We start from the raw sequence: 26522 nt of genomic DNA, 5'->3' as shown, positions 1-26522 counted from the left end.
TTCTCAGCAGCGCTGCGTTTTCAGCAGCAGAGAAGCGAGATTATGAACCGTGTTTCGCATTTCGTCAACAACTTTTTTTACTACATCGTTGCGACTGCGGGGCTCAACTTCCAGGCCAGTGGCGCGCCTCAGACTCCAGCACACCGCCAACCTTGCCTCCCTCTTCCGCGCCGCGTTTCCGTTAGCGCGAAAGAGGCGTGATTGTAGGCACCCGCCCCCAACTGCGCAAGCCCCTTTGTGAAAATATTTTGAAAAAGCCCCCGTGCGCTACCGCGCACGAGGGCTTGGGGCTCGACAGGCCGCGTGACGCCGCCGACCTCCCTGCCGCCGGCAATACTTCTCGCTATATATAGAGGGGCATCACTTGCCGCCCACTGCAGCCTGCAGTTGCTCGACCGGCACTGCGTCGGCCATCGCCGTGTAGCCGGCGTCGCTCGGATGAATGCCGTCGCCGCTATCGTAGCGACGCTGCAGCACGCTCGGGCGCGCCGGATCGCGCAGCACCGCATCGAAGTCGACCACACCGTCGAACCCGCTACCGCTTCGGATCCACCGGTTCACCTCAAGGCGGATCGCCTCGCGCCCCGCCGGCAGCCCGGCCGGCGTCAGCGTCGCGCCGAAGACCTTCACGCCCTGACGGTGCGCCGCGTCGATCAGCCGGCGGTAGCCGTCGATCAGCGACGCGGCCGTGACCTGCGTATGCGGGTGGTCGCAATCGAGCCCCGCGCGCGGCGGCATCGCCGCGAAGTTGATGTCGTTGATCCCGATCAGCACGATCGCCGCCTTCACACCTGCCCGCGACAGTGCATCGCGCTCGAAACGCGACGCCAGCGACGCGCCGTAGCACGCCGAATCGCTGAGCAGCCGGTTCCCGCTGATACCAAGGTTCGCGACGCCGATCGACTCCACGCCGGCAGCGGTCAGCCGATGCGCAAGCGCATCCGGCCAGCGGCGATTTCGGTTCACGCTCGAGCGCAGCCCGTCGGTGATCGAATCGCCGATCGCGGCTACGCTGGCGCGCGCGGAACCGGTCTCGACTGCGAGCTCGGTCACCCACACATATTGGGTAAAACGGGTGCGGAACGCGGCGGCGCCCGGGTCACTCACGTGATCGCCCGGTGCGGACACGTAATTGAACTGATTCGACACGCGATGCCAGACCGTCATCCGTTGATTCGGCCCCATCTGGAGGCTGATCGCATACGGACGCCCGGCCGCCACATCGATCGCCACCGGATCACTTTCGAGTTCCTGGCCCGGTGCAAGCGTCACCGACGCCTTGCCGCCGAACCGGACCGGCACAGCCGCACCGCCGGCGAGTGCCGCGCCTTCACCGGCGCGCGCGAGGCTCGCCGCCTCGACGACCAGCGGCGCACGACCGTATGCATTGCTGACGCGGATCCGTGCGGCGCGCCCCGACACCGTCGGATAGACGATCTGGCGCACGGCGCGTCCGGCCACATCGGGCGCGCGATAGAGCGGCGGCGGTGCGGCAAGGTCGGGAATCGGTTGCAGTGCGGTCGCCCACGCGGCAACCCATCCGGCCGGCGCGGCCGAAGCCGACGCCACGAGCGGCGAGACAAAGACAGCCGCGCCCAACACGGCCGCGGCGATACTGCTTCGGAATGACATCGGCAAAATCCTCGTCGGAAAGCGGGCATTGTGCCGCAGAAGACGCGGCCCCACGTGTTGGCCACCCTCACGTCGCCCGATCGCGCCCCGACGTCCCTCGTTTACCCGAGTCTCGCCGCAAATCCGCAAGAAATTTATTAACCGACCGGTCGGTTGGTTTATACTTCGCACACATTCAACCGGACGAGAGCCTCGCCATGTACACGCAATCCCTCGACATCCCCGGCAACGTCGCGCCGCTCGACGCCGCAGCCGAGTCGCCCGAGCAGGCGCGGTTCGATGCGGTCATGGCCGCCGACGGCAAGATCGAGCCGCAGGACTGGATGCCCGACGCCTATCGCAAGACGCTGGTTCGCCAGATCTCGCAGCACGCGCACTCGGAAGTCGTCGGCATGCTGCCGGAAGGCAACTGGATCTCGCGCGCGCCGAGCCTGAAGCGCAAGGCGATCCTGCTCGCGAAGGTCCAGGACGAAGCCGGCCACGGTCTCTATCTTTATAGCGCGGCCGAAACGCTCGGCGTCTCGCGCGATTCGCTGATCGACGCGCTGCTCGCCGGCAAGGCGAAATACTCGAGCATCTTCAACTACCCGACGCCGACCTGGGCCGACGTCGGCGTGATCGGCTGGCTCGTCGACGGCGCCGCGATCATGAACCAGATCCCGCTGTGCCGCTGCACGTACGGCCCGTATGCGCGCGCGATGATCCGCGTGTGCAAGGAAGAATCGTTCCACCAGCGCCAGGGTTTCGACGCGCTGCTGTCGATGATGAAGGGCAGCGACGCACAACGCGCGATGGTCCAGCAGGCCGTGAACCGCTGGTGGTGGCCGGTGCTGATGATGTTCGGCCCGAGCGACGCCGATTCGGTCCACAGCAGCCAGTCCGCGAAATGGGGCATCAAGCGGATCTCGAACGACGACCTGCGGCAGAAGTTCGTCGACGCGACGGTCGACCAGGCGAAGGTGCTCGGCGTGACGCTGCCCGACCCGGACCTGAAGTGGAACGAGGCGCGCGGCCATCACGACTACGGCACGATCGACTGGGACGAATTCTGGCGCGTGGTCAACGACGGCGACGGCCCGTGCAACAAGGAACGCCTCGCGACCCGCGTGAAAGCGCACGAGGACGGTGCATGGGTGCGCGAAGCCGCACTCGCTCACGAAGCCAAGCGCCGCGCGCGCGCCGAACAGCACGCCGCCTGAGCGGCGGCACACCATCGAATTCAGGATTCAGGAGAAAGTGATGAACAAGGAATGGCCGATCTGGGAAGTGTTCGTGCGCAGCAAGCAGGGGCTCGACCACAAGCATTGCGGCAGTCTGCACGCCGCCGACGCGTCGATGGCGCTGCGCATGGCGCGCGACGTCTACACGCGCCGCCAGGAAGGCGTGAGCATCTGGGTGGTGCCGTCGTCGGCGATCACCGCGTCGGATCCGAACGAGAAGGCCGAGCTGTTCGAGCCCGCGGGCGACAAGATCTACCGTCACCCGACGTTCTACACGCTGCCCGACGAAGTCAACCACATGTAACGCCCGCGCCATGACGATCACGCCCGAACACCTCTCCTACGTGCTGCGCCTCGCGGACAACACGCTGATCCTCGGTCAGCGCAACGCCGAATGGTGCGGCCACGGCCCGATCCTCGAGGAAGACATCGCGCTCACCAACATGAGCCTCGACCTCATCGGCCAGGCGCGCATGCTGTATACGCATGCGGCCGAACTCGAGCGCCAGCTCACCGGCGCGACGAAGACCGAGGACGACTATGCGTACTTCCGCACCGAGCGCGAGTTCGCGAACTTCACGCTCGCCGAGCTGCCGCACTACGGTCCGATCGCCGGTACCGCACACGCCGACAAGGACTACGCGGTCACGATCGTGCGCAACTTCCTGTACTCGGCGCTGATGCTGCACGTGTGGAGCGCACTGGAAACGTCGACCGACACGCAGCTCGCCGCGATCGCCGCGAAATCGGTGAAGGAAACCCGCTATCACGTGCAGCACGCACGCGAGTGGCTGGTTCGCCTCGGTGACGGCACCGACGAATCGCACCGTCGTGCGCAGGACGCACTCGACTACCTGACGCCGTACACGCGCGAATGCTTCGCCGCCGATGCGATCGACGATGCGGTCGCCGCCGCGGGCATTGCCCCCGCGCCGGCCGTGCTCGAAGCGGCATGGCGCGCGGACGTCGACGACGCGCTCGCGGAGGCGACGCTCACGCTGCCGGCCCCCGTGCAGCACGTGACGACCGGCAAGCAGGGCGAGCACTCGGAACACATGGGCTACCTGCTCGCCGAAATGCAGAGCCTCGCGCGCCAGCATCCCGGCGCGAGCTGGTAACCAGCCGCCCTAACGGAGCCCGACGATGTCCGTCCAGACCGCCGCCCCCGCTCACGCCGTGCGTGCCGCGCGCCACGCCGACCCGCTGCTCGCCCGTGCATGGGACGTGCTCGAAGCCGTGCCCGACCCCGAGATCCCGGTCGTGTCGATCCGCGAGCTCGGCATCCTGCGCGACGTCCGCCACGCGGACGACGGCCAGCTCGAAGTCGTGATCACGCCAACCTACTCGGGCTGCCCGGCCATGTCGCAGATCGCGGAGGACATCGCCGCCGCGCTGCAGGCCGCCGGCCTGCCGCCGCACCGGATCGAGACGGTGCTCGCGCCCGCCTGGACGACCGACTGGATCACGCAGGAAGCGCGCGACAAGCTGCGCGCGTACGGCATCGCGCCGCCGGTCGGCCAGTGCGGCACCGCCGCGCCGCGGGAGAACGTCGTGCGTTTCGTGCCGCGCCCCGTCGCGGCGCCCGCGTGCCCGCGCTGCGGCTCCGCCCGTACCGAGCGTCTCGCGCAATTCGCGTCCACGGCCTGCAAGGCGCTGTATCGCTGCGTCGACTGCCGCGAACCCTTCGACTACTTCAAACCCTATTAATCGATATGGCGACCCCGCAATTTCATCCGCTGCGTATCCGCGACGTGCGGCCCGAGACCGCCGACGCCGTGACCGTCTCCTTCGACGTGCCGTCCGAGCTGCGCGACGCGTACCGCTTCACGCAGGGCCAGTTCGTCACGCTGAAGACCCACATCGACGGCGAGGAAACGCGCCGCTCGTATTCGATCTGCGTCGGCACGACGGACTACGACCGTGACGGCGAACTGCGCATCGGCATCAAGCGCGTGCGCGGCGGCCGCTTCTCGAACTTCGCGTTCGACTCGCTCAAGCCGGGCCACACGATCGACGTGATGACGCCGGACGGCCGGTTCTTCACGCACCTGAACGCCGACCACGGCAAGCAGTACGTCGCGTTTTCCGGCGGCTCCGGGATCACGCCGGTGCTCGCGATCGTGAAAACGACGCTCGAACTGGAGCCGCGCAGCACGTTCACGCTGATCTACGGCAACCGCAGCGTCGACGCGATCATGTTCGCGGAGGAGCTCGAGGACCTGAAGAACCGCTACATGAACCGCTTCGTCCTCTATCACGTGCTGTCGGACGACCAGCAGGACGTCGAGCTGTTCAACGGCGTGCTCGACCAGGCGAAATGCGCGGAATTCCTCGGCACGCTGATGCCGGCCGACGCGATCGACGAGGCGTTCATCTGCGGCCCCGCGCCGATGATGGATGCGGCCGAAGCCGCGCTGAAGGCGGCCGGCGTGCCGCAGGCGAAGGTGCATGTCGAGCGCTTCGGCACGCCGCTGCCGCAGGCCGGCGCCCCGGTCGTCGAAATCACCGACCAGACGCCGGCGGCCGACCTGGAAATCGTGCTCGACGGCAAGAAGCGCAAGCTGCGCCTGCCGTACGAAGGCGTGAGCCTGCTCGATATCGGCCTGCGCGCGGGCCTCGCGCTGCCGTACGCATGCAAGGGCGGGGTGTGCTGCACGTGCCGGGCGAAGGTGCTCGAAGGCGAAGTTCGGATGGAGAAGAACTACACGCTCGAGGAGCATGAAGTGAAGGATGGTTTCGTGCTCACGTGCCAGTGCCACCCGATCAGCGACAAGGTCGTCGTGAGCTTCGACGAGCGTTGAGCGACGTCGCGTCGCGGCGCCGGACGGTTTCTCGCCGTCACACATCTCGCTTACACTAGGGGCCGCCGGCCGGCTGGACATCGCAACGTCCGCCCGGCCGGCGGTTTTCTTTTGTTGACGACAGGCCGATGAGTACCATTCATGTGATTCAGGGCGGCACCGCCGCCGAGTCGCTGCGCGAAGCACTCGCGCAAGCCGGACGCGACGAGCTCGTCGTCGGATTGCTCGACGACCTCGGTGTCGGGCCGCTCAAGGGCGCCGACGAGGCACCCGACACGCGCGCCGTCTTCTGGCAGCGCGTGCTCGGCGACCGGATTCCCGACTGGAACGCAGAGATCGAAAGCGAGTTCGCACGCCTCGACCAGCTCGCGATGGATACGGGCCAGGTCGTCGTGTGGCACGCGCCGAGCGTCGGCGACAAGCTGCTGCTGCGCCGCGTCGCCTATCACCTGCGCAACGTCCCGCAACGCCTGAACGAAGTACGGCTGTCGGCCGCCGATCTCGACACCGCGCAGCGCGCGTCGCTGTCGCGCACCGACCAGGCATGCGCGACCGGCATGTTCTCGCCCGCGGAACTGGCGCGCAAGCGGCCGGTCGCCGCGCCGATCTCGGTACTGCGCATCGGCCGCCTCGCGCTCGAATGGCAGGAGGCGAAGCACCTGAACGCCGAGCTGCGCTACTGGGTCAGCAACACGATCAAGAGCGGCCATTACGCGGATCTCGACGCACTGATCGTCGCGCGCGCGGAAGCCGACTGGCTGCCCGCGGGGCGCCTCGTCGGCAGCATCATGGCCGACGCCGACCGCGGCGGGCTGTTCGTCAGCGACTCGATCGCCTGGTGGCGCTGCCGCGAGCTCGCGGCAGCCGGCCGGCTTGAGCTGCAGGACGACGCGTCCGACGCCCTCTCTTCCACGCAGGTGCGCGCAGCCCGCGCGGCCACCCCGCACCGCTAATCTTCCGTATTCGACCATGGCCCGTACCCGAGCGCCCGACCACGAATCCCAGCGCGAGCAGATCCTCGATCTGGCCGCCGAGAAATTCGCTCAGACGAGCTACCCGAGCACGTCGATGTCCGATCTCGCGACCGCGAGCGGCACGTCGAAGGCACGCCTCTATCACTATTACGAGAGCAAGGAAGCGATCCTGTTCGACCTGCTCGACCGCTACACGAAACGGCTGATGCTGATCATCGCCGAGGTCGAAGGGGCGAGCCAGCGGCGCGGCCTCAGCGAGCGCGATGCGTTCGCGGAGCTCGTGCGCGCGTTCCTCGCCGAGTACGAGACATCGCACAGCCGCCACGTCGCGCTGCTCAACGACGTGAAGTATCTCGAGGACGCGCAGCGCGAAATCGTGCTCGACCGCCAGCGCGACATCGTCGCGGCGTTCACGCGACAGCTCGCGCGTGCGTACCCGGACCGCATCTCGAAGGAAAACCAGACGTCCGTGACGATGATGGTGTTCGGGATGATCAACTGGACGTTCACCTGGCTGAAGCCCGGCGGCCGCCTCGGCTACCGCGACTTCGCCGAGCAGGTGATCGACCTGATCGAACGCGGGCTGTCGACGGCCGCCTGATTGCCGCGCAGCAGCAAACGTTGCGCGACGGGCACACTGCGACCGCCCGCCGCGCATTTCATATGATGAATTTTAAATTGCTTAAAAATCAAATAGATAGCCAATTAACTAAGCAGATTTAGAATTCATCCTCCAGCTTAAACATCGTTAAATACGGGTTTTCCCCAATCCGGGGGCTGACGGTCGGGTAAAATGCTGTTGCATTGCACAACCCGCTGTACGGTCACACATTGAGGAACCCACGATGAACACGCAATTCAACGGCACTGCCGATGTCGTCGGCAACGCCGGTAGTGCGCCGGTTCTCGTCAGGGAACTGGCTTCCAAAGACCGTGAGCAAATGCTCACCCACTTTCTCTCGCTCGACGAAGAGGACCGCCTGCTGCGCTTCGGCCAGATGGTGCCCGACCACGTGATCGAGAACTATGTCCGCACGATCGACTTCGGCCGCGACACCGTGTTCGGCGTGTTCGACCACGACCTCGAACTGATCGGCGTCGGCCACCTGGCCTACCTGCCGGCCGAGGGCGACAAGCGCACGGCCGAATTCGGCGTGTCGGTGCTCGAAAGCGCACGCGGCCGCGGCGTCGGCTCGAAGCTGTTCGAGCGCGCGGCGATCCGCAGCCGCAACACGCACGTGACGATGCTGTACATGCACTGCCTGTCGCGTAACGCGACGATGATGCACATCGCGAAGAAATCCGGGATGCGGATCGAGTATGCGTACGGCGAAGCCGATGCGTACCTGTCGCTGCCGCCGGCCGACCACTCGACGATCATCGCCGAGATGCTGCAGGAGCAGGCCGCGGTGTTCGACTACGCGATGAAGCGCCAGGCGCGCCGCACCACGAAGTTCATCGAATCGCTGATGCCCGCCGCCCTGACGGCGTAATGTCGGCCAGCCGGGCCGCGCCTGCCGCGCGCCCGGCCTCCCCCTGCCCCGCCGCGCACTAGCGCACCGAACGAATCGGCAACGCCGTCGTCTCCTTGAAGCATTCGAGCGAAAAGCTCGTCTTCACGTCGATCACCGACGGGTGATGCAGCAAATGCTCCTGCACGAAGCGGGAGAAATGCGCCATGTCCTCGACCTGCACGCGCAGCAGGTAATCCATGTCCCCCGTCATCGCGTGGCACGCGACCACTTCCGGCCAGGTCTGCACGGCCGCACGAAACAGCTCCGCATGGGTCGCGCCCGCGCGCGCCGACGTTTCATCGGCCCGCACCGGCGCCAGGCCGCCGCGCTTCTCGAGCCGCACGCTCACGTACGCGAGCAGGTCGAGCCCGAGCTTCTGCGGATTCAGCAGCGCGACATAGCCGGTGATCACGCCGATCTCCTCGAGCCGTCGGATCCGCCGCAGGCACGGGCTCGGCGACAGGTTCACGCGCTCGGCGATCTCCTGGTTCGACAGGCGCCCGTTCTCCTGAAGAATCGCGAGAATCCGCCGGTCGATGGCATCCAATTCGGCTTGCGCCATCTTCTGCCCTCCAATGAGTAGTTAGAGACTGGAAATTGCGCCATCGTAGGTTCAGGCAATTAAGTTCGCAAGTTTACGCTCGCGGCTGCCCGCTACACTCTGTCGCACGTACCGAGTCGTCGCGCACGCCGCCGCGTGTGCCACGTTCGACATCGAACCACGCCGGGTATGCGCACACCGCCCCGGCCGATCGCCCCCACAGGAGACACGCCATGCAGATCCCGAACTGGGACAACCCCGTCGGCACCGACGGCTTCGAATTCATCGAATACACGGCACCGGACCCGAAAGCGCTCGGACAACTGTTCGAACGGATGGGTTTCACCGCGATCGCGCGCCACCGCCACAAGGACGTGACGGTGTACCGCCAGGGCGACATCAACTTCATCATCAACGCCGAACCCGATTCGTTCGCGCAACGCTTCGCGCGCCTGCACGGCCCGTCGATCTGCGCCATCGCGTTCCGCGTGCAGGACGCCGCGAAGGCGTACCAGCACGCGCTGGAACTCGGCGCCTGGGGCTTCGACAACAAGACGGGCCCGATGGAGCTGAACATCCCGGCGATCAAGGGCATCGGCGATTCGCTGATCTACTTCGTCGACCGCTGGCGCGGCAAGAACGGCGCGCAGCCGGGCGCAATCGGCGACATCAGCATCTACGACGTCGATTTCGAGCCGATCGCCGGCGCGACCCCGAACCCGGTCGGCCACGGCCTCACCTATATCGACCACCTGACGCACAACGTGCATCGCGGCCGCATGCAGGAATGGGCCGAGTTCTACGAGCGCCTGTTCAACTTCCGCGAAGTGCGCTACTTCGACATCGAAGGCAAGGTGACGGGCGTGAAGTCGAAGGCGATGACGTCGCCGTGCGGCAAGATCCGCATCCCGATCAACGAGGAAGGCTCGGATACGGCCGGCCAGATCCAGGAATACCTCGACGCGTACCACGGCGAAGGCATCCAGCACATCGCGCTCGGCGCGAGCGACATCTACCAGGCGGTCGACGGCCTGCGCAGCAAGGAAGTGAAGCTGCTCGACACGATCGACACGTATTACGAACTGGTCGATCGCCGCGTACCGGACCACGGCGAATCGCTGGAAGAACTGAAGAAGCGCAAGATCCTGATCGACGGCGCGCGCGACGACCTGCTGCTGCAGATCTTCACCGAGAACCAGATCGGGCCGATCTTCTTCGAGATCATCCAGCGCAAGGGCAACCAGGGCTTCGGCGAAGGCAACTTCAAGGCGCTGTTCGAATCGATCGAACTCGACCAGATCCGTCGCGGCGTCGTGCAGGACAAGGCCTGACGCATCCGGCGGACGGCTGCCCGGGGCAACCCGGCAGCCCGCACGATCCGGCGGCACAAAGAAAAAGGGCGGGAATCCTTGGATTCCCGCCCTTTTTGCATTCCGGCGCGGCCCGCAGGCCGCGCGACCGGATCAACGCGCGTTCGCCTTCGACGCGACGGCGCGCTCGGCCGACGGCTGCGCGACGGCGTCCTGGGCCGGCACGATCTGCTGCATCTGCGCGCCGGCTGCCGCCAGTGCGCTTGCGCCTCGCGCGTGCACCGGGCCCGTCATCGAGAAAAACGCGGCGGACACGATCAGGAAACTCTGGATATGACGTGTGTTCATTGCACCTCCTGTAAAACTGCCGGCGCCTCCCCGATTGCGTCGAAACAAGCCAACGCGACCGGGCACCTCCGGCAGGCCGACAAGATTAACGGCATTTGCCCGCAGATGAACCCGGCTTTACATGCTTTTACATGATGTAACGCATGGTTCCACCCTGTTTTTCTGATGCGCCGCCGCAATTCCCCCGCGTTCCAACCGATGGGCGGCGGGTTTGCCCCAGTGCTACCATCGCTTAAAACCGGCCAATATGCCGGCCACTGCCGACGCGTCCACAAGATGCCCGAAGCAGTCGAGTTTTGGTGATCCCAAACTGGGTGGAGGAGACTGTTAATGAATGCCCCGCTAGACGCAGGCCAACGCGCGTCCCTGGAAGCCGCGCTGAAGTCCGTCACGCTTGATGACAAATACACACTGGAACGCGGTCGCGCGTACATGAGCGGCATCCAGGCCCTCGTGCGCCTGCCGATGCTCCAGCAGGAACGCGACCGTGCCGCCGGTCTCAATACCGCCGGTTTCATCTCCGGCTATCGCGGTTCGCCGCTCGGCGGCCTCGATCTGTCGCTCTGGAAAGCCAAGCAGCACCTGGCAGCCCACCAGATCGTCTTCCAGCCCGGCCTCAACGAAGATCTCGCCGCCACCGCCGTGTGGGGCTCGCAGCAAGTCAACCTGTACCCCGGCGCGAAGCACGACGGCGTGTTCGGCATGTGGTACGGCAAGGGCCCGGGCGTCGACCGCACGGGCGACGTATTCAAGCACGCGAACTCGGCCGGCTCGTCGCAGCACGGCGGCGTGCTGGTGCTCGCCGGTGACGACCACGCGGCGAAATCGTCGACGCTCGCGCACCAGTCCGAACACATCTTCAAGGCCTGCGGGCTGCCGGTGCTGTTCCCGTCCAACGTGCAGGAATATCTCGATTTCGGCCTGCACGGCTGGGCAATGAGCCGCTACTCGGGCCTGTGGGTCGCGCTCAAGTGCGTGACGGACGTGGTCGAATCGTCGGCATCGGTCGACATCGACCCTCATCGCACAGAGATCGTGCTGCCGACCGACTTCATCCTGCCGGACGGCGGGCTGAACATCCGCTGGCCCGACCCGCCGCTCGTGCAGGAAGCACGGCTGCTCGACTACAAGTGGTACGCGGCGCTCGCCTATGTGCGCGCGAACAAGCTCGACCGCATCGAGATCGATTCGCCGCACGCGCGCTTCGGGATCATGACCGGCGGCAAGGCGTACCTCGACGTGCGCCAGGCGCTGACCGACCTCGGCCTCGACGATGAAACCTGCGCGCGGATCGGCATCCGGCTCTACAAGGTCGGCTGCGTGTGGCCGCTCGAAGCGCAGGGCGCGCAGGCGTTCGCGCGCGGCCTCGACGAAATCCTGGTGGTCGAGGAAAAGCGCCAGATCCTCGAATACGCGATCAAGGAAGAGCTGTACAACTGGCCCGACGGCCAGCGGCCGCGCGTGTTCGGCAAGTTCGACGAAAAGGACGGCGCCGGCGGCGAATGGTCGGTGCCGATGGGCAACTGGCTGCTGCCCGCGCACTACGAGCTGTCGCCCGCGATCATCGCGAAGGCGATCGCGACGCGCCTCGAGAAGTTCGAGCTGCCGTCCGACGTGCGCGCACGCATCGCCGCGCGGCTCGCCGTGATCACCGCGAAGGAAATGGCGCTCGCGAAGCCGCACGTGCAGACCGAGCGCAAGCCGTGGTTCTGCTCGGGCTGCCCGCACAACACGTCGACCAATGTGCCGGAAGGCTCGCGCGCGATCGCCGGCATCGGCTGCCACTACATGACCGTGTGGATGGACCGCAGCACGAGCACCTTCAGCCAGATGGGCGGCGAAGGCGTGCCGTGGATCGGCCAGGCGCCGTTCACGGACGAGAAGCACGTGTTCGCGAACCTCGGCGACGGCACCTATTTCCACTCGGGCCTGCTGGCGGTGCGCGCGGCGATCTCGTCGAAGGCGAACATCACCTACAAGATCCTCTACAACGACGCCGTCGCGATGACGGGCGGCCAGCCGGTCGACGGCGTGCTGACGGTGCCGCAGATCACGCACCAGCTCGCGTCGGAAGGCGCGAAGAAGATCGTGATCGTCACCGACGAGCCGGAAAAGTACGACAGCCAGAAGACGCTGCTCGCACCGGGCGTGACGATCCATCATCGCGACCAGCTCGACGACGTGCAGCGCGAGCTGCGCGAGATCGAAGGCACGACGATCCTGATCTACGACCAGACCTGCGCGACCGAGAAACGCCGCCGCCGCAAACGCGGCACGTATCCGGACCCGGCGAAGCGCGTCGTGATCAACGACGCGGTGTGCGAAGGCTGCGGCGACTGCTCGGTGCAGTCGAACTGCCTGTCGGTCGAGCCGCTGGAAACCGAATTCGGCACGAAGCGCCAGATCAACCAGTCGAGCTGCAACAAGGACTTCTCGTGCGTGAAGGGCTTCTGCCCGAGCTTCGTCACGGTCGAGGGCGGCCAGTTGAAGAAGCCGAAGGCCGTGTCGGTCGACGGTAACGCACTGCCGCCGATCCCTGAACCGACGCTGCCGGACATCGACCGCGCATACGGCGTGCTCGTCACGGGCGTTGGCGGCACGGGCGTCGTCACGATCGGCGCGCTGCTCGGGATGGCCGCGCACCTCGAGAACAAGGGCGTGACCGTGCTCGACGTCACTGGCCTCGCGCAGAAGGGCGGCGCCGTGATGAGCCACGTGCAGATCTCGCACGCGCCGACCGACATCCACGCAACCCGGATCGCGATGGGCGAAGCCGACCTCGTGATCGGCTGCGACGCGATCGTCACGGCCGGCGACGAATGCACGTCGCGGATGCGGCACGACACGACGCGCGTGGTCGTCAACAGCGCGCAGACGCCGACCGCCGAGTTCATCAAGAACCCGAACTGGGCGTTCCCGGGCCTGTCCGCCGAAAACGACATCCGTGCGGCGGCCGGCGAAGCCGTCGACTTCATCGACGCGAACCGCTTCGCGGTCGCGCTGCTCGGCGACGCGATCTACACGAACCCGTTCGTGCTCGGCTACGCGTGGCAGAAAGGCTGGCTGCCGCTCACGCTCGCGTCGCTCGTCCGCGCGATCGAGCTGAATGCGGTATCGGTCGAGAAGAACCGCGCGGCCTTCGACTGGGGCCGCCGCGCCGCGCACGACCTGGCGAGCGTGAAACAGGCCGCGGCCGGCGACGCGCGCCCCGCGCAAGGCGCCACGGTGATTGCGCTGCACACGAAGAAGGCGGTCGATGCCCTGATCGCGAAGCGTGTGGAATTCCTCACCGCGTACCAGAATGCCGCGTACGCATCGCGCTATGCGGCGTTCGTCGACAAGGTGCGCGCGGCAGAGCGTGCGCTGGCAGACGGCGACACGGTGCAGGAGCAGCTGACCGAAGCGGTCGCGCGCAACCTGTTCAAGCTGATGGCGTACAAGGACGAATACGAGGTCGCACGGCTGCAGTCCGATCCGGCGTTCCTCGCACGCCTGACCGCGCAGTTCGAAGGTGACTGGAAGCTGAAATTCCACCTCGCGCCGCCGCTGTTCGCAAAGACGGATGCACACGGCCATCTCGTGAAGAAGGCGTACGGCCCGTGGATGATGTCGGCGTTCCGGCTGCTCGCGAAGGCGAAGTTCCTGCGCGGCACGGGGCTCGACCCGTTCGGCCGTACCGAGGAGCGTCGCACCGAGCGCGCGCTGATCGGCGAGTACGAAGCGCTGATCGGCGAGGTGCTCGGAAAGCTGAACGCGGCCAACCGCCCGCTCGCCCTCGAGCTCGCGGCGCTGCCGGACGGCATTCGCGGCTATGGCCACGTGAAGGAGAACAACCTGCGCGCGGTACGCCAGAAGTGGAACACGCTGCTCGCGAAGTGGCGTGCGCCGGCCGGCGGCCAGTCGCACCAGCAGGTCGCGTAACGGCACGCGGCGGGCATTCGCGGTCCGGATGCCCGCCGGCGAGCGGCTACCGGCTCACGTCACAATAAAAAAACGCCACGGAACGCAGGTTCCGTGGCGTTTTTCATTGCGCCGCGCGTGAAGCGCGGCACACGCGGGCGTGGACTTACTTCGTGTTCACGTTCGCGGCGGCAACCGCCGTCATGTTGATGATCCGGCGCACGGTCGCGGCCGGCGTCAGGATGTGAGCCGGCTTCGCTGCGCCGAGCAGGAACGGGCCGACCGTCACGCCTTCGCCGCCGACCATCTTCAGCAGGTTGTACGCGATGTTTGCCGCTTCGACGTTCGGCATGATCAGCAGGTTCGCTTCGCCCGACAGCGTCGTGCCCGGGAAGGCCTGCTTGCGGATCATTTCCGACAGCGCCGCGTCGCCGTGCATTTCGCCGTCGACTTCCAGGTTCGGTGCGCGTTCGACGATCAGCTTGCGGGCCTCGCCCATCCGGCGCGACGACGACGACGGCGCGCTGCCGAAGTTCGAGTTCGACAGCAGTGCCGCCTTCGGCGCGATGCCGAAGCGCTCGATTTCGGCCGCGGCCTGGATCGTCATGTCGGCGAGCTGTTCGGCGCTCGGCAGCTCGTTCACGTACGTATCGCACACGAACAGGTTGCGGCCCGGCAGCATCAGCAGGTTCATCGCCGCGAAGTGCTCGGCGCCCTTCGCACGGCCCAGCACCTGCTCGATGAACTTCAGGTGGCTGTGGAACGTGTCGATCATCCCGCAGATCATCCCGTCCGCGTCGCCCAGGTGCACGAGCATCGCGCCGATCAGCGTGTTGAACTTGCGCATCGCGGCCTTCGCGACTTCCGGCGTCACGCCGTCACGCGCGCCGATCTCCTGATACGCCTGCCAGTAGCGGTGGTAGCGCGCATCGTCTTCCGGATCGACGATTTCGAAATCGGTGCCGGCCTTCAGCTTCGAGCCGATCTTCGCGAGGCGCATGTCGATGACCGACGGACGGCCGACGAGGATCGGCTTCGCGATCTTTTCCTGCAGCACGAACTGCGCGGCACGCAGCACGCGCTCGTCTTCACCCTCGGCGAACACGATGCGGGCCTGCTTCTGCTTCGCGGTCGCGAACACCGGGCGCATCACCATGCCGGTGCGGTAGACGGTCGCGCCGAGCTGCTCGCGATACGCGTCCATGTCCTGGATCGGACGGGTGGCGACGCCCGAATCCATTGCGGCTTGCGCGACGGCCGGCGCAATCTTGATGATCAGGCGCGGGTCGAACGGCTTCGGAATCAGGTAGTCCGGCCCGAATTCGAGCGAGTGGCCTTCATACGCCTTCGCGACTTCTTCGCTCTGGTCGGTTTCCTGCGCCAGCTCGGCGATCGCGCGCACGCATGCGAGCTTCATTTCTTCCGTGATCGTCGTCGCGCCGACGTCGAGCGCACCGCGGAAGATGAACGGGAAGCACAGCACGTTGTTGACCTGGTTCGGGTAGTCCGAACGGCCGGTCGCGACGATCGCGTCCGGGCGCACGGCCTTCGCGTCTTCCGGGCGGATTTCCGGTTCCGGGTTCGCGAGCGCCAGGATCAGCGGGCGGTCGCCCATCGTCTTGACCATGTCCTGCTTCAGCACGCCCGCGCTCGAGCAGCCGAGGAACACGTCCGCGCCGACGATCGCGTCGGCGAGCGTGCGTGCATCGGTGGTCGCCGCGTAGCGCTGCTTCGACGGGTCGAGGTTGCCGCGCCCTTCGTAGATCACGCCCTTCGAATCGGCGACGAGGATGTTCGACTTGGTCAGGCCGAGGTTCACCAGCAGGTCCAGACACGCGATCGCCGCAGCGCCCGCGCCCGAACACACGAGCTTCACTTCGGACAGCTTCTTGCCGACGACCTTCAGGCCGTTCAGGATCGCAGCCGACGCGATGATCGCGGTGCCGTGCTGGTCATCGTGGAAGACGGGGATCTTCATGCGCTCGCGCAGCTTCTGCTCGATGTAGAAGCACTCCGGCGCCTTGATGTCCTCGAGGTTGATGCCGCCGAGCGTCGGCTCGAGCATCGCGATCGCCTCGACGAGCTTGTCGGGGTCGGACTCCGACAGTTCGATGTCGAACACGTCGATGCCCGCGAATTTCTTGAAGAGGCAGCCCTTGCCTTCCATCACCGGCTTCGCGGCGAGCGGGCCGATGTTGCCGAGGCCGAGCACGGCGGTGCCGTTCGTGATGACGCCGACGAGGTTGCCGCGCGACGTGTACTTCTGCGCGTCGAGCGGATCGGCGTGGATCGCTTCGCACGCAGCGGCGACGCCCGGCGAATACGCGAGCGACAGATCCAGCTGGTTCGACAGCGGCTTGGTCGGGGTGACCGAAATCTTGCCGGGTTTCGGGTTCAGGTGATAAGCCAGTGCGGCCTGCTTCAGTTGTTCGTCCATGATTGACCTGCGAGAGACATGCGAAATATTGACGGTTCAGTACGCTGCACCTTCGGCCGCGTCTGCTTGAATCGAGAGGGTGATCGACTGCGAGACGGCACGCGACGCGCCGGGTCGGCACGCCATCGAACCTTGGCGGGTGGCAAGAGGAAAGTACAAAGTACTGAACGATTTCTAAGGGTCGCCTAGTGTACACCCCCTAAATGACGCATGTTGGTGCAGCGCCGCATCCTCCGCATCAGCGCGCGAGAGGTCAGGCCCCAGTTGTTTCGCCGGTGGTGAGCCGCGGGGTGAACCCGCGCGAATTCCGCCGAAAACCGGCCTGAATCGGGTAAAATAGCGGGCTACGCGCGCAGCGATGCGATTGGCCCTCCGATCGCGCCCCGGCCCCCTGGGCAGGTTCCCCTTGCTGCGCCACCGGGCCCGCGCCCGCTCTTCGCTCATCACCCAAGGAATGCCCATGACAGGCTACGATCGTCAGTCGATCTCGGATACGACCGCCAAAATCCTGCTCGAAGTACAGGCAGTGCACTTCAATGCAGAAAAACCGTTCATCTTCACGTCCGGCTGGGCAAGCCCCGTCTATATCGACTGCCGCAAGCTGATTTCGTATCCGCGTGTGCGCCGCGCGCTGATGGAAATGGCGGAAACGACGATCATGCGCGACGTCGGCTTCGAGCAGATCGACTCGGTGGCCGGCGGCGAAACGGCCGGTATCCCGTTCGCGGCATGGCTGGCCGACCGGATGATGGTGCCGATGCAGTACGTGCGCAAGAAGCCGAAGGGTTTCGGCCGCAACGCGCAGATCGAAGGCCATCTGGAAGAAGGCTCGCGCGTGCTGCTCGTGGAAGACCTGACGACCGACAGCCGCAGCAAGATCAACTTCGTCAACGCGCTGCGTACCGCGGGCGCGACGGTGAACCACTGCTTCGTGCTGTTCCACTACAACATCTTCAAGGAAAGCGTGTCGGTCCTGAAGGACATCGACGTCGACCTGCACGCGCTCGCCACGTGGTGGGACGTGCTGCGCGTCGCGAAGGCGTCGGGCTACTTCGAGACGAAGACGCTCGACGAAGTCGAGAAATTCCTGCACGCACCGGCCGAGTGGTCGGCTGCGCACGGCGGCGCGACGGCCCCGAAGGAATGACGCCGCGCCGGCCCGCAGGCCGGCGTCCTGGCTGAACAAGCCGCCCGCTTCACCGCGGGCGGCTTTTTTTTTCGTCCGTCGATTCGCGCAGGAAGCGATCGCGACCACGGGTCGCTGCGTGCATCGCTCATCGAACCCTAATGCTAGACTTGATCCATCGCTGCCATCAGCTGCGCGGGCAACGCACAACGCCAACAACGCCGGAAGCATCGGTCCGGCCTACGTGACGGGAGAAGCGCCATATGCGTGTGGATCGCCGGATCACTCCGCCTGCGCCAGCGGGTCGCCCGTCGCCGTTCCTCGCCGCCCTCCTTTACGCCGCCGCCCTCACTGCCCTGCCCGCGCATGCGGAAGGCGCGTTCACCGTGACGAGCGACGACCTGACGCCGGGCGGGCACGTCCGCGCCGCGAACGTGTTCGACCGCGGCGACTGCAAGGGCGGCAATCACTCGCCGCAGCTCGCCTGGCACAACCCGCCGCCCGGCACACGCGGCTACGCGGTCACGATCTTCGATCCCGACGCGCCGGGGCACGGCTGGTGGCACTGGGCAGTGGCGGGCATTCCGGCGACGGTCACGAGCCTGCCCGCCGACGCGAGCGCGTCCGGCTTCCTGCGGCGCATCGGCGCGAGCGAGGCGCGCAACGACTTCGGGATCGACGGCTACGGCGGCCCGTGCCCGCCGCCCGGCAAGCCACACCGCTACGTGATCACCGTCTACGCGCTCAAGGGCGACGACCTGCGCGTCGCGCAGGGCCGCCCCGCGCCGATGTTCGAGCACGAGATCGGCACGCTGGCGATCGGCACCGCGCAACTCACGGTCAACTACGGGCAGTAGCGAGCGTCGGGCATTGCGCGCGGCCGCGCCGCCGCACTGCGATTGCCTGCTGCCGCGAAATTCCGTCCGCCGCACCCGCGCGTTTTCCCGTCATTTCGGCTTGCTAGACTCGTCGTCACCGGTCGCGGCGCCACGCCGCGCATCCGTCGCGCCGCCCGCCGGCGACGCGTGACACGGCGCACCTGCGGTCCGCCGTCCCCGTTCCTTTCCGGAGAACGCCTCATGTCGAACATCGTCATCGTCTATCACAGCGGCTACGGTCACACGCAGAAACTGGCCGAGGCCGTTCACACGGGCGCGCAGGACGCCGGCGCGACCGTGCGCCTGCTCGCCGTCGGCGACGTCGACGACGCGGGCTGGGCCGCGCTCGACGCAGCCGACGCGATCGTGTTCGGCGCGCCGACCTACATGGGCGGCCCGTCGGCGCAGTTCAAGCAGTTTGCCGATGCGACGTCGAAAGCGTGGTTCACGCAGAAATGGAAGGACAAGATCGCCGCGGGCTTCACGAACTCCGCGACGATGAACGGCGACAAGTTCTCGACGATTCAATATTTCGTCACGCTGGCGATGCAGCATGGGATGGTGTGGGTCGGCACGAGCCTGATGCCGGCCAACTCGAAGGCGGCCACGCGCAACGACATCAACTACCTGGGCGGCTCGACGGGCCTGCTCGCGCAGTCGCCGGCGGACGCGACGCCCGACGAAGGCCCGCTGCCGGGCGACCTCGAAACCGGGAAGGCGTTCGGCCGGCGGGTCGCCGAAGCGACGGCCCGCTGGGTCGCCGGCCGCAGCTGAGCACACCCCGCGCCCGCGCCGCCGGGCGCCAAAGGGACACAAGACGGCCCGCCGGCCGTCTTTTTTTCGCCCCGCGCGGTGCAGGCCCGCCGGATGACGTCTTAAAATGGCGGTTTCAGGGCGCGGGCCCCCGTTTCATTCAGTGAGAGCGAAATGAGCACCAAAGTTTTTGTCGACGGCCAGGAAGGCACGACCGGCCTCAAGATCTTCGAATACCTGTCGGCACGCAGCGACATCGAGATCCTGCGCATCGATGAAGCGAAGCGCAAGGACGTCGAAGAGCGCCGCCGCCTGATCAACGCGTCGGACGTCACGTTCCTGTGCCTGCCGGACGTCGCATCGCGCGAATCGGCCTCGCTCGTCGAGAACCCGAACACGACGCTGATCGACGCGAGCACCGCGTTCCGCACCAGCGCCGACTGGGCGTACGGCCTGCCGGAACTGACCCGCACGCAGCGCGAGAAGATTCGCACGTCGAAGCGCATCGCCGTGCCGGGCTGCCACGCGTCGGCCTTCGTGCTCGCGATGCGTCCGCTCGTCGATGCCGGCATCGTCGCACCGACGTTCGCCGCGCACAGCTACTCGATCACCGGCTACAGCGGCGGCGGCAAGTCGATGATCGCCGACTACGAAAGCGCGGCGCCGGGCGGCAAGCTCGCGAGCCCGCGCCCGTACGCGCTCGGCCTCGCGCACAAGCACCTGCCGGAAATGGCCGCGCACACGGGCCTCGCGAACCCGCCGATCTTCACGCCGATCGTCGGCCCGTTCCTGAAAGGTCTCGCGGTGACGACCTACTTCACGCCCGAGCAGCTCGCGAAGCGTGCGACGCCGCAGGACGTGCAGCGCGTGTTCGCCGAGTACTACGCGGACGAAGCATTCGTGCGCGTCGCGCCGTTCGATGCGGACGCGAACCTCGACGGCGGCTTCTTCGATGTGCAGGCGAACAACGACACGAACCGGGTCGACCTGTTCGTGTTCGGCAACGAAGAGCGCTTCGTCACGGTCGCGCGCCTCGACAACCTCGGCAAGGGCGCGTCGGGCGCCGCGATCCAGTGCATGAACCTGAACATCGGCGCGGCCGAGGACGCCGGTCTCAAACGCTGATTCAGCACCGCATGCCATGCAAAGCCGGCCACTGGCCGGCTTTTTATTTACCCGTATCGGGCAATATATAAAAAATCCCGGATCGCGCATTTACAATTATTTACAAGCTTTCCATTGCGCGATTACCAGTGAATTAATTTCGCCCCGTCTTTATCCAGTCAATCCCGAATAGGGATATACCGGATACCGCCGCTTTAAACGCTGCCGTTATACGCAGGAAGGCTCTCCGCCGGCCTGCCCGGCGTCGCACATCCCCCACTCCGGCAGCTTCCGGCGGCCCGTCTCACGTTTAAATTCTTACCGAATGCCGCGTCAGACAAGGGCTCAAAACACGATACCCGTTTCAATCGCCTTTTTTAGACGGGTTCATCAATTGACAGCAAAAATCAAGGCGGCGACATTAGCTCGCACAATTAAACGATTGGAGACAGCGGCATGTCGCACACCTTATCGAAGGGGGTGGCAACGGCCTTTGCCATTGCCCCTTTCCTGGTTGCATGTGGAGGGGGAGATTCCGGCGGCGCGGTCGCGCCGATCAACGCGCCCCAATGTTCCGGTTCCAGCTGCGGCACGCAAGGGCCGCCGCCGTCGCAGCCTATCAACGGCTCGCTGTGCCCGGCCGACGCCGACATCGTGAAGAGCACGTATCTCGGCGGCGCCGGTAGCGGCGAGATCGTCAGCGTCAACATCGACGCCGTGGCGATGACCTACACGCTCAAGTGGCTCGAATCGCCGATTCCGCTCGCGACCGGCACGGTCACGCCGAGCCGCGCCGGCACGACGATCACCGGCGCGGTCATGCACCCGCCGGCCGGCGTGCTGCCGACCGCCGAGCAGACGCGCTGCGCGTTCATCCTCACGCCGGGCACGGGCAAGGCGCCGAGCGGCGCCACCTACTCGACGGCCGCCGACTTCAACCAGGCGAACCCGCCGATGCTGCTGGTCGGCATGGGCGTCGCGGGCGGCGGCATTCCGGGTGCGACGGTCCAGTACGACGGGCTGACGATCGCGCTCGGCCCGGTCGTGCTCTACCAGAACGTCGGCCAGGTGCCGAAGCGCCACTTCGACTTCTATCCGTTCCTTGGCTTCGCGAACACGACGACCGACATCACGAAGCTGCCGGGCACGTACAACGCGCTGATCTACCACCTCGTGCCGTCGGGCAACTACGCGACGAAGGGCACGAACTCGAGCGAGACGTTCGACGGGAACGGCGCCTGCACGTCGACGAGTTCGGGCGGCTGCCAGACGACCGGCAACCCGTGGACCGCGAACACCGCGAACGGCGGCTACTTCGACAGCACGAAGGCGCCGCAGACGCTACCGCAAACGCAGTTGCCGCTCATCGGCGCGACCGGCAAGTCGGCGACTGCGCACATGGTGATCGGCCAGCTCAACGGCGCGACGGTGCCGGTGATCGTGCGTACGGGCAACGTGAACCTCGGCACGGCGCCGCTGCATACCGATGCGCAGGTCGACGACGAATCGGGCATCGCGGTGCTCGGCGCGGCGACGGCGATCACGTCGGGCACGATCGACGGCGGCTACGCGGGTGCGGACTCGAACTTCAAGTACACGGCAGCCCTGATCCGCGGCGGCAACGCGTCGTTCATCAACCCGAGCACGCAGGTCGAGGAAGACGGCTTCACGCTCGACTACGGGCAGACGACACCGGGCCTGCTGAACGCGACGACGACGCCGCCGAGCGGCGCGAACTACCCGTCCGCATCGGGCGTGGTGATCGCGACGGGCGGGCTGTACGCGGCGCTGATCCAGGGCACGGTGAACGGCGGCGTCACGTCGACGTCGGCGAACTCGACCACGTCGTCGACACCGTACTTCGGCGTGGGCGCGCAGATCAGCAAGTAGAGCGAACGAGGACGCGACGGCGGGCTGGCCGCCGTCGCGGAACGCACGAGCGCGCGGCACGGCGCAGGCAGGACGAGCACAACCAACAGAAGCGGCCGACAGGGAGCTGGCCGCCGCACAAGACAAATCTGGAGGAGCAACATGAAGCGCAACCTCATTCTGGCGGCGGCCCTTGCCGCCCCCCTTCTTTCTGCCTGCGGTGGCGGCGACAGCAATCCGCCCCCGCTCGTCGAAGACCGGCTCTGTCCTGCCACGCTCGACTACAGCACCGTGTTTACGGGTGGCGCGGGCAGCGGCGAACTCGCGAAGGTCCAGCTCGACACGACCAAGATGACCTGGCAGGTCACCTATGTCGAATCACCGGTGCCGCAAACGACCGGCACCGTCGTGCCGACCCGTGCGGGCACCGTCGACAGCGGCACGCTCACGCAGGAAACGCTGCTGCCGACCAACAAGCTGAACCAGTGCGCGTTCCGCCTGAACGGCGCGAGCCTCGATCCGTCGCGCCCGGCGCGCATCTTCGTCGGCATGGGCGTCGCGGGCGGCACGATTCCCGGCAAGGAAATCCAGTTCAACGGCGTGCTCGGCCAGGCCGCGGTGCCCGACACGAAATTCCCGTACTACCCGTTCATCGGCTTCTCGTCGATCGAGACCGACATCACGAAGGTGGCGGGCACATACAGTCACACGGGCTTCGGCGAGGTGCCGTCGCAGAAATTCGCGCCGGCATCGATCGACGCGAAGGTGACGATCAACGCCGACGGCAGCTGGACCAAGTGCGACACGACCGGCCAGTTCGCCGGCGGCGCGTGCACGCAGCAAGGCACGAACTTCGTGCAGTCGGCGGACGGCAGCGGCGCGTTCCAGTCGAACAACTACGCGAGCCAGCTGAAACCGACGCTGTCGGCGACACCGCAGGGCAAGGGCTTCATGATCGTCGGCAAGCTGCGCAACCAGCTCGTGCCGATCCTCGTGCGCACGGGCGTCGCGAACCCGAACCCGACGCCGGACAGCAACGGCGTGCCGGGCCTCACCGCCGACGACGAATCGAGCATCTCGATCCTCGCGCCGCAGACGACGATCGCGGTCGGCTCGCAGAACGGCGAGTACATCGGCGTCGACAGCCAGTTCGACTACCGCACCACCGCGCTGACCGACAAGCAGGCCACGCTGCTCGATCCGTTCAACGCGTCGCAGGCGTCGCTCGCGACCGCACTCGATCTCGACTACACGCAGACGGTGCCGGGCACGGTCACGACGATCCATACGGGTGCCAGCAGCGCGACGCCGACCGGCAAGTTCATCTTCACGGGTGGCGTGTTCGGGTTCCTCGACAATGCCGGATCGACGCCGTATTTCACGATCGGCGCGTTCGTCCAGTAAGCGGAGGGGGAAGCCGTGATGAAGAAAACCCTTCTCTGCGCGGCGGCCGGCGCCGCCGTGCTGGCGCCGCTCGCGGCGCACGCGCAGAGCGCCGGCAGCAACGTCGTCACGCTGGGCTGGTTCCACGTGATGCCGCAGCAGAGCAGCACGCCGATGACGACCAACGTCGCGCCGACGCCGATCAACACGCCGCTGCGGCTGCCGCCGTCGTTCACGTCGCCGGGCACCGGGCTGCGCACGAGCGGCGCCGACACGGTCGGCCTGACGGTCAGCCACTTCCTCACCGACCACATCGCGGTGACGTCGGTGGCCGGCGTGCCGCCGGTGTTCAAGGTGTCGGGCCAGGGCACGATCAAGCCGCCCGGCCCCGCCGGCGCGCTCGGCACGCAGAACATCGGGCTGGCGTCGGTCAACCCGATCGTGAAGAGCGTGCGGCAGTGGAGCCCGGCGATGCTGCTGCAGTACTACTTCGGCGCGGCGACCGCGAAGTTCCGGCCGTTCCTCGGCCTCGGCGTGTCGTACAACTGGTTCAGCGATCTGCAGCTCAACACGAACTTCATCAAGCAGACGCAGGACAACCTCGGCGCGATTCTCGCGGCGGGCGCGGGCAAGCCGGGTACGACATCGGTGGAAGCGAAGGCGTCGTCGTCATGGCAGCCGGTGTTCAACGCGGGCCTGCAGTACAACATGACCGAGCACTTCGGGCTGATCGCGTCGGTGACGTACATTCCGCTGAAGACGACGTCGACGGTGACGATCAAGGCGGCCGACGGCACGGTGCTCTCGGAGTCGAAATCGGACCTGAAGGCGGACCCGATCATCAGCTACGTCGGGATGACGTACAAGTTCTGAGCGCCGCGACGGACGACGAATGGAAGGCCGCGACAAAATCGCAGGCAAAAAAAAGCCCGCCTAAGAGGCGGGCTGAATCCATATCAGAGGAGACATGGAGGAGACAGGTGCAACTATAGCGAATCGGTTTCCGCATTGCAACATTTCCGTAGAGAAAATAAGGATTTTCCCTCGAATGCCGCCTCTAGACGGCGTTCATTGCATCTGACCCCGCCCTGTTTACCTGGTCGAGTACCTCGCCCAGCGCATCGCGCAGCAGCGCGACAGGCCGCACCAGACGGCCCGGCAGCGCGCCGTGGACGATCCACACGTTGATCCGCGTCTCCAGCCCCACCGTTTCCACCACCCTCAGCGCATCGCGATGCGCGCTGCGCGCCAGCGCGTTCGGCGCGGCAATGCCGATGCCCGCGCCGCGCGCGACGAGCGACAGCTGCAGCTCGGAGCCGAACGCCTCGACCGCGACATCGAACGGCAGCCCGGCCGCGCCGAGCGAGCGGCTCAGCGCCGAACGCATCCCGCAGCCGTCCTGGCTCAGCACCCACGGATAACCCGACAGCGTATCGATCGACAGCGGACCGTCCGGCAGCGGATAGTCGCGCGCGGCGACGAGCACCGTCGGCTGCGTGCCGAGCAGCGTCGACGTGAACGCATCGGGCAGCGCCGCGCTGGCCGGCACCATCACGGCCGCGACGTCGAGCGCGCCGCGCTCGACGCCCTGCATCAGCGCCGGCGACCAGCCGGCCGTCACCCGCAGCGTGAGGCGCGGAAACGCGTCGCGCAGCCGGTCGATCGGCTGCTCCAGCGCCAGCTCGGACAGGAACGGCGGCACGCCGATGCGCAGCTCGCCCGATGGCTCGCTGTCCGGCGCACCCGCCGCCATCAGTTCGTCGACCGCGCCCAGCACGTTGCGCGCGAGCGCGTAGACGTCGCGTCCGGCGGCGGTCGGCTTCAGCGGCTTGCTTTGCCGGTCGAGCAGCGGCATGCCGAGCAGCGTTTCGAGGTTCTGCACGCGCCGCGTCAGGCCCGGCTGCGTCAGGTGGAGCTTCGCGGCCGCGGCGACCATCGACCCGCTGTCGACCACCGCGACGAATGCCTGGAGATCACGCGTATTCAAAACAAACTCGCATAATCATGTTAGAGATATTTCAATTGTCGCATAAACATCGGACACCTACGATGGGTACTCCTTCGACCCACTCGCCAGGTTTCCGATGAACTGCCCCGCCAACCCTTGCCCCGCCGCCGTTCGCACGTCCGCCAGCGCGCCGCCCGCGCTGAGCGCCGGCATGACGCTGTTCTTCGCCGCGACGGTCGGCGTGATCGTGATGGACCTGTTCGCCGCGCAACCGCTGACGGGCCCGATCAGCGCCGACCTGCACCTGCCGCCCGGCCTGACCGGCCTCGTCGCGATGCTGCCGCAGCTCGGCTACGCGGCCGGGCTCGTGCTGCTCGTCCCGCTGGTCGACCTGCTCGAGAACCGCCGCCTGATCGTCGTGACGCTGGCCGCCTGCGCGGCCGCGCTCGCGCTGCCAGCGTTCACGCGGTCGGGCACCGTGTTCCTGTTGGCGACGCTCGTGGCCGGCGCCGCGTCGAGCGTGATCCAGATGCTCGTGCCGATGGCCGCGTCGATGGCACCCGAGGCGCAGCGCGGCCGCGCGGTCGGCAACGTGATGAGCGGACTGATGCTCGGCATCCTGCTGTCGCGGCCGCTCGCGAGCCTGATTGCGGGCTCGGCCGGCTGGCGCGGGTTCTACGTGCTGGCCGCGCTCGCGAACGCCGCGATCGCCGTCGTGCTCGCGCTGCGCCTGCCGTCGCGCACGCCGTCGATCACGGCCGGCTATCGCGCGCTGCTCGCATAG

At 66.6% G+C, this 26522-nt stretch carries 23 protein-coding genes and 1 pseudogene; 19 read left to right on the top strand and 5 right to left on the bottom strand.

The annotated features are described in order from the left end of the window. Positions 1-201 (top strand): hypothetical protein (locus tag G3N61_RS28375; protein ID WP_205824114.1); only part of this gene is annotated, 201 nt, incomplete at its 5' end. A 159-nt stretch (positions 202-360) separates the two neighbouring features. Here the strand turns inward: G3N61_RS28375 and G3N61_RS28370 are convergent. Continuing rightward, entirely contained in the window at positions 361-1632 is a 1272-nt protein-coding gene (locus G3N61_RS28370) for an SGNH/GDSL hydrolase family protein (RefSeq protein WP_205824113.1), read from the bottom strand. Positions 1633-1829: 197 nt separating this feature from the next. Between G3N61_RS28370 and paaA the strand changes: the two genes are divergently transcribed. The 8 genes from paaA (at position 1830) to G3N61_RS28330 (ending at position 8120) form a co-directional block, all read left to right on the top strand. Continuing rightward, complete coding sequence (gene paaA / locus G3N61_RS28365; protein WP_205824112.1) at positions 1830-2831, top strand: 1,2-phenylacetyl-CoA epoxidase subunit PaaA; 1002 nt, start codon at positions 1830-1832, stop codon at positions 2829-2831. Positions 2832-2871: 40 nt separating this feature from the next. Continuing rightward, entirely contained in the window at positions 2872-3156 is a 285-nt protein-coding gene (gene paaB, locus G3N61_RS28360; protein ID WP_010092957.1) for a 1,2-phenylacetyl-CoA epoxidase subunit PaaB, read from the top strand. Positions 3157-3166: 10 nt separating this feature from the next. Continuing rightward, positions 3167-3970, top strand: coding sequence for a 1,2-phenylacetyl-CoA epoxidase subunit PaaC (gene paaC, locus G3N61_RS28355; protein ID WP_089449737.1), 804 nt, complete (start codon positions 3167-3169; stop codon positions 3968-3970). A gap of 25 nt (positions 3971-3995) precedes the next feature. Beyond that, on the top strand, positions 3996-4559 hold the full coding sequence (gene paaD / locus G3N61_RS28350; RefSeq protein ID WP_089449736.1) for a 1,2-phenylacetyl-CoA epoxidase subunit PaaD: 564 nt from the start codon (positions 3996-3998) through the stop codon (positions 4557-4559). A gap of 5 nt (positions 4560-4564) precedes the next feature. Then, positions 4565-5653 (top strand): 1,2-phenylacetyl-CoA epoxidase subunit PaaE, encoded by a 1089-nt coding sequence (paaE, locus tag G3N61_RS28345; protein WP_089449735.1) that lies wholly within the window; start codon positions 4565-4567, stop codon positions 5651-5653. A gap of 128 nt (positions 5654-5781) precedes the next feature. Next, positions 5782-6606: a DUF1835 domain-containing protein gene (locus G3N61_RS28340; protein WP_089449734.1), complete on the top strand. Its 825-nt coding sequence runs from the start codon at positions 5782-5784 to the stop codon at positions 6604-6606. Positions 6607-6622: 16 nt separating this feature from the next. Beyond that, positions 6623-7228 carry a TetR/AcrR family transcriptional regulator gene (locus G3N61_RS28335; protein WP_006482923.1) on the top strand — a complete coding sequence of 202 codons (606 nt, stop codon included), beginning with the start codon at positions 6623-6625 and terminating at the stop codon, positions 7226-7228. Between the two features lie 244 nt (positions 7229-7472). Further along, positions 7473-8120 (top strand): GNAT family N-acetyltransferase, encoded by a 648-nt coding sequence (locus G3N61_RS28330; RefSeq protein WP_164462503.1) that lies wholly within the window; start codon positions 7473-7475, stop codon positions 8118-8120. 58 nt (positions 8121-8178) lie between these two features. Here the strand turns inward: G3N61_RS28330 and G3N61_RS28325 are convergent, their stop codons facing one another. Then, a complete protein-coding gene (locus G3N61_RS28325) occupies positions 8179-8703 on the bottom strand; it encodes an Lrp/AsnC family transcriptional regulator (protein ID WP_011350656.1) in 525 nt (174 codons plus the stop codon). A 212-nt stretch (positions 8704-8915) separates the two neighbouring features. Here G3N61_RS28325 and hppD point away from each other — a divergent pair, with 212 nt between their 5' ends. Beyond that, entirely contained in the window at positions 8916-10013 is a 1098-nt protein-coding gene (gene hppD, locus G3N61_RS28320) for a 4-hydroxyphenylpyruvate dioxygenase (protein WP_089449732.1), read from the top strand. 132 nt (positions 10014-10145) lie between these two features. On the opposite strand, the gene G3N61_RS28315 is transcribed toward hppD, so the two are convergent. After that, a complete protein-coding gene (locus G3N61_RS28315; RefSeq protein ID WP_089449731.1) occupies positions 10146-10340 on the bottom strand; it encodes a hypothetical protein in 195 nt (64 codons plus the stop codon). 330 nt (positions 10341-10670) lie between these two features. On the opposite strand from G3N61_RS28315, the gene G3N61_RS28310 reads away from it, so the two are divergent. Next, on the top strand, positions 10671-14261 hold the full coding sequence (locus tag G3N61_RS28310; protein ID WP_205824111.1) for an indolepyruvate ferredoxin oxidoreductase family protein: 3591 nt from the start codon (positions 10671-10673) through the stop codon (positions 14259-14261). 145 nt (positions 14262-14406) lie between these two features. Here the strand turns inward: G3N61_RS28310 and G3N61_RS28305 are convergent, their stop codons facing one another. Next, positions 14407-16677, bottom strand: a complete 2271-nt coding sequence (locus G3N61_RS28305; protein WP_043185157.1) for an NADP-dependent malic enzyme — start codon at positions 16675-16677, stop codon at positions 14407-14409. A 460-nt stretch (positions 16678-17137) separates the two neighbouring features. Here G3N61_RS28305 and G3N61_RS28300 point away from each other — a divergent pair, with 460 nt between their 5' ends. From G3N61_RS28300 to G3N61_RS28270, 7 genes are all read left to right on the top strand, one after another. Beyond that, complete coding sequence (locus G3N61_RS28300) at positions 17138-17824, top strand: orotate phosphoribosyltransferase (protein ID WP_006752465.1); 687 nt, start codon at positions 17138-17140, stop codon at positions 17822-17824. Between the two features lie 242 nt (positions 17825-18066). Then, a complete protein-coding gene (locus tag G3N61_RS28295; protein ID WP_089449729.1) occupies positions 18067-18660 on the top strand; it encodes a YbhB/YbcL family Raf kinase inhibitor-like protein in 594 nt (197 codons plus the stop codon). A 222-nt stretch (positions 18661-18882) separates the two neighbouring features. Next, positions 18883-19455 (top strand): flavodoxin family protein, encoded by a 573-nt coding sequence (locus G3N61_RS28290; RefSeq protein WP_089449728.1) that lies wholly within the window; start codon positions 18883-18885, stop codon positions 19453-19455. A 153-nt stretch (positions 19456-19608) separates the two neighbouring features. Beyond that, complete coding sequence (gene argC / locus G3N61_RS28285) at positions 19609-20559, top strand: N-acetyl-gamma-glutamyl-phosphate reductase (RefSeq protein ID WP_043185152.1); 951 nt, start codon at positions 19609-19611, stop codon at positions 20557-20559. Positions 20560-20994: 435 nt separating this feature from the next. Then, positions 20995-22428: a DUF2957 domain-containing protein gene (locus G3N61_RS28280; RefSeq protein ID WP_043185151.1), complete on the top strand. Its 1434-nt coding sequence runs from the start codon at positions 20995-20997 to the stop codon at positions 22426-22428. Between the two features lie 141 nt (positions 22429-22569). Then, positions 22570-23811, top strand: a complete 1242-nt coding sequence (locus tag G3N61_RS28275) for a DUF2957 domain-containing protein (protein ID WP_043185149.1) — start codon at positions 22570-22572, stop codon at positions 23809-23811. A gap of 18 nt (positions 23812-23829) precedes the next feature. Beyond that, complete coding sequence (locus G3N61_RS28270) at positions 23830-24663, top strand: OmpW family outer membrane protein (protein ID WP_043185246.1); 834 nt, start codon at positions 23830-23832, stop codon at positions 24661-24663. A 184-nt stretch (positions 24664-24847) separates the two neighbouring features. Here the strand turns inward: G3N61_RS28270 and G3N61_RS28265 are convergent, their stop codons facing one another. Beyond that, positions 24848-25777 carry a LysR family transcriptional regulator gene (locus G3N61_RS28265; protein ID WP_089449726.1) on the bottom strand — a complete coding sequence of 310 codons (930 nt, stop codon included), beginning with the start codon at positions 25775-25777 and terminating at the stop codon, positions 24848-24850. A 97-nt stretch (positions 25778-25874) separates the two neighbouring features. Between G3N61_RS28265 and G3N61_RS28260 the strand changes: the two are divergent. Beyond that, positions 25875-26519: pseudogene (locus G3N61_RS28260) on the top strand (MFS transporter); the annotation flags it as partial. Positions 26520-26522: the final 3 nt, after the last annotated feature.

It is taken from the genome of Burkholderia sp. Ac-20349 (assembly GCF_017104865.1).
Classification (GTDB): domain Bacteria; phylum Pseudomonadota; class Gammaproteobacteria; order Burkholderiales; family Burkholderiaceae; genus Burkholderia; species Burkholderia aenigmatica.
The sequence above is the reverse complement of the archived record's forward strand: the minus strand, read 5'-3'. Positions and strand labels throughout refer to the sequence as shown.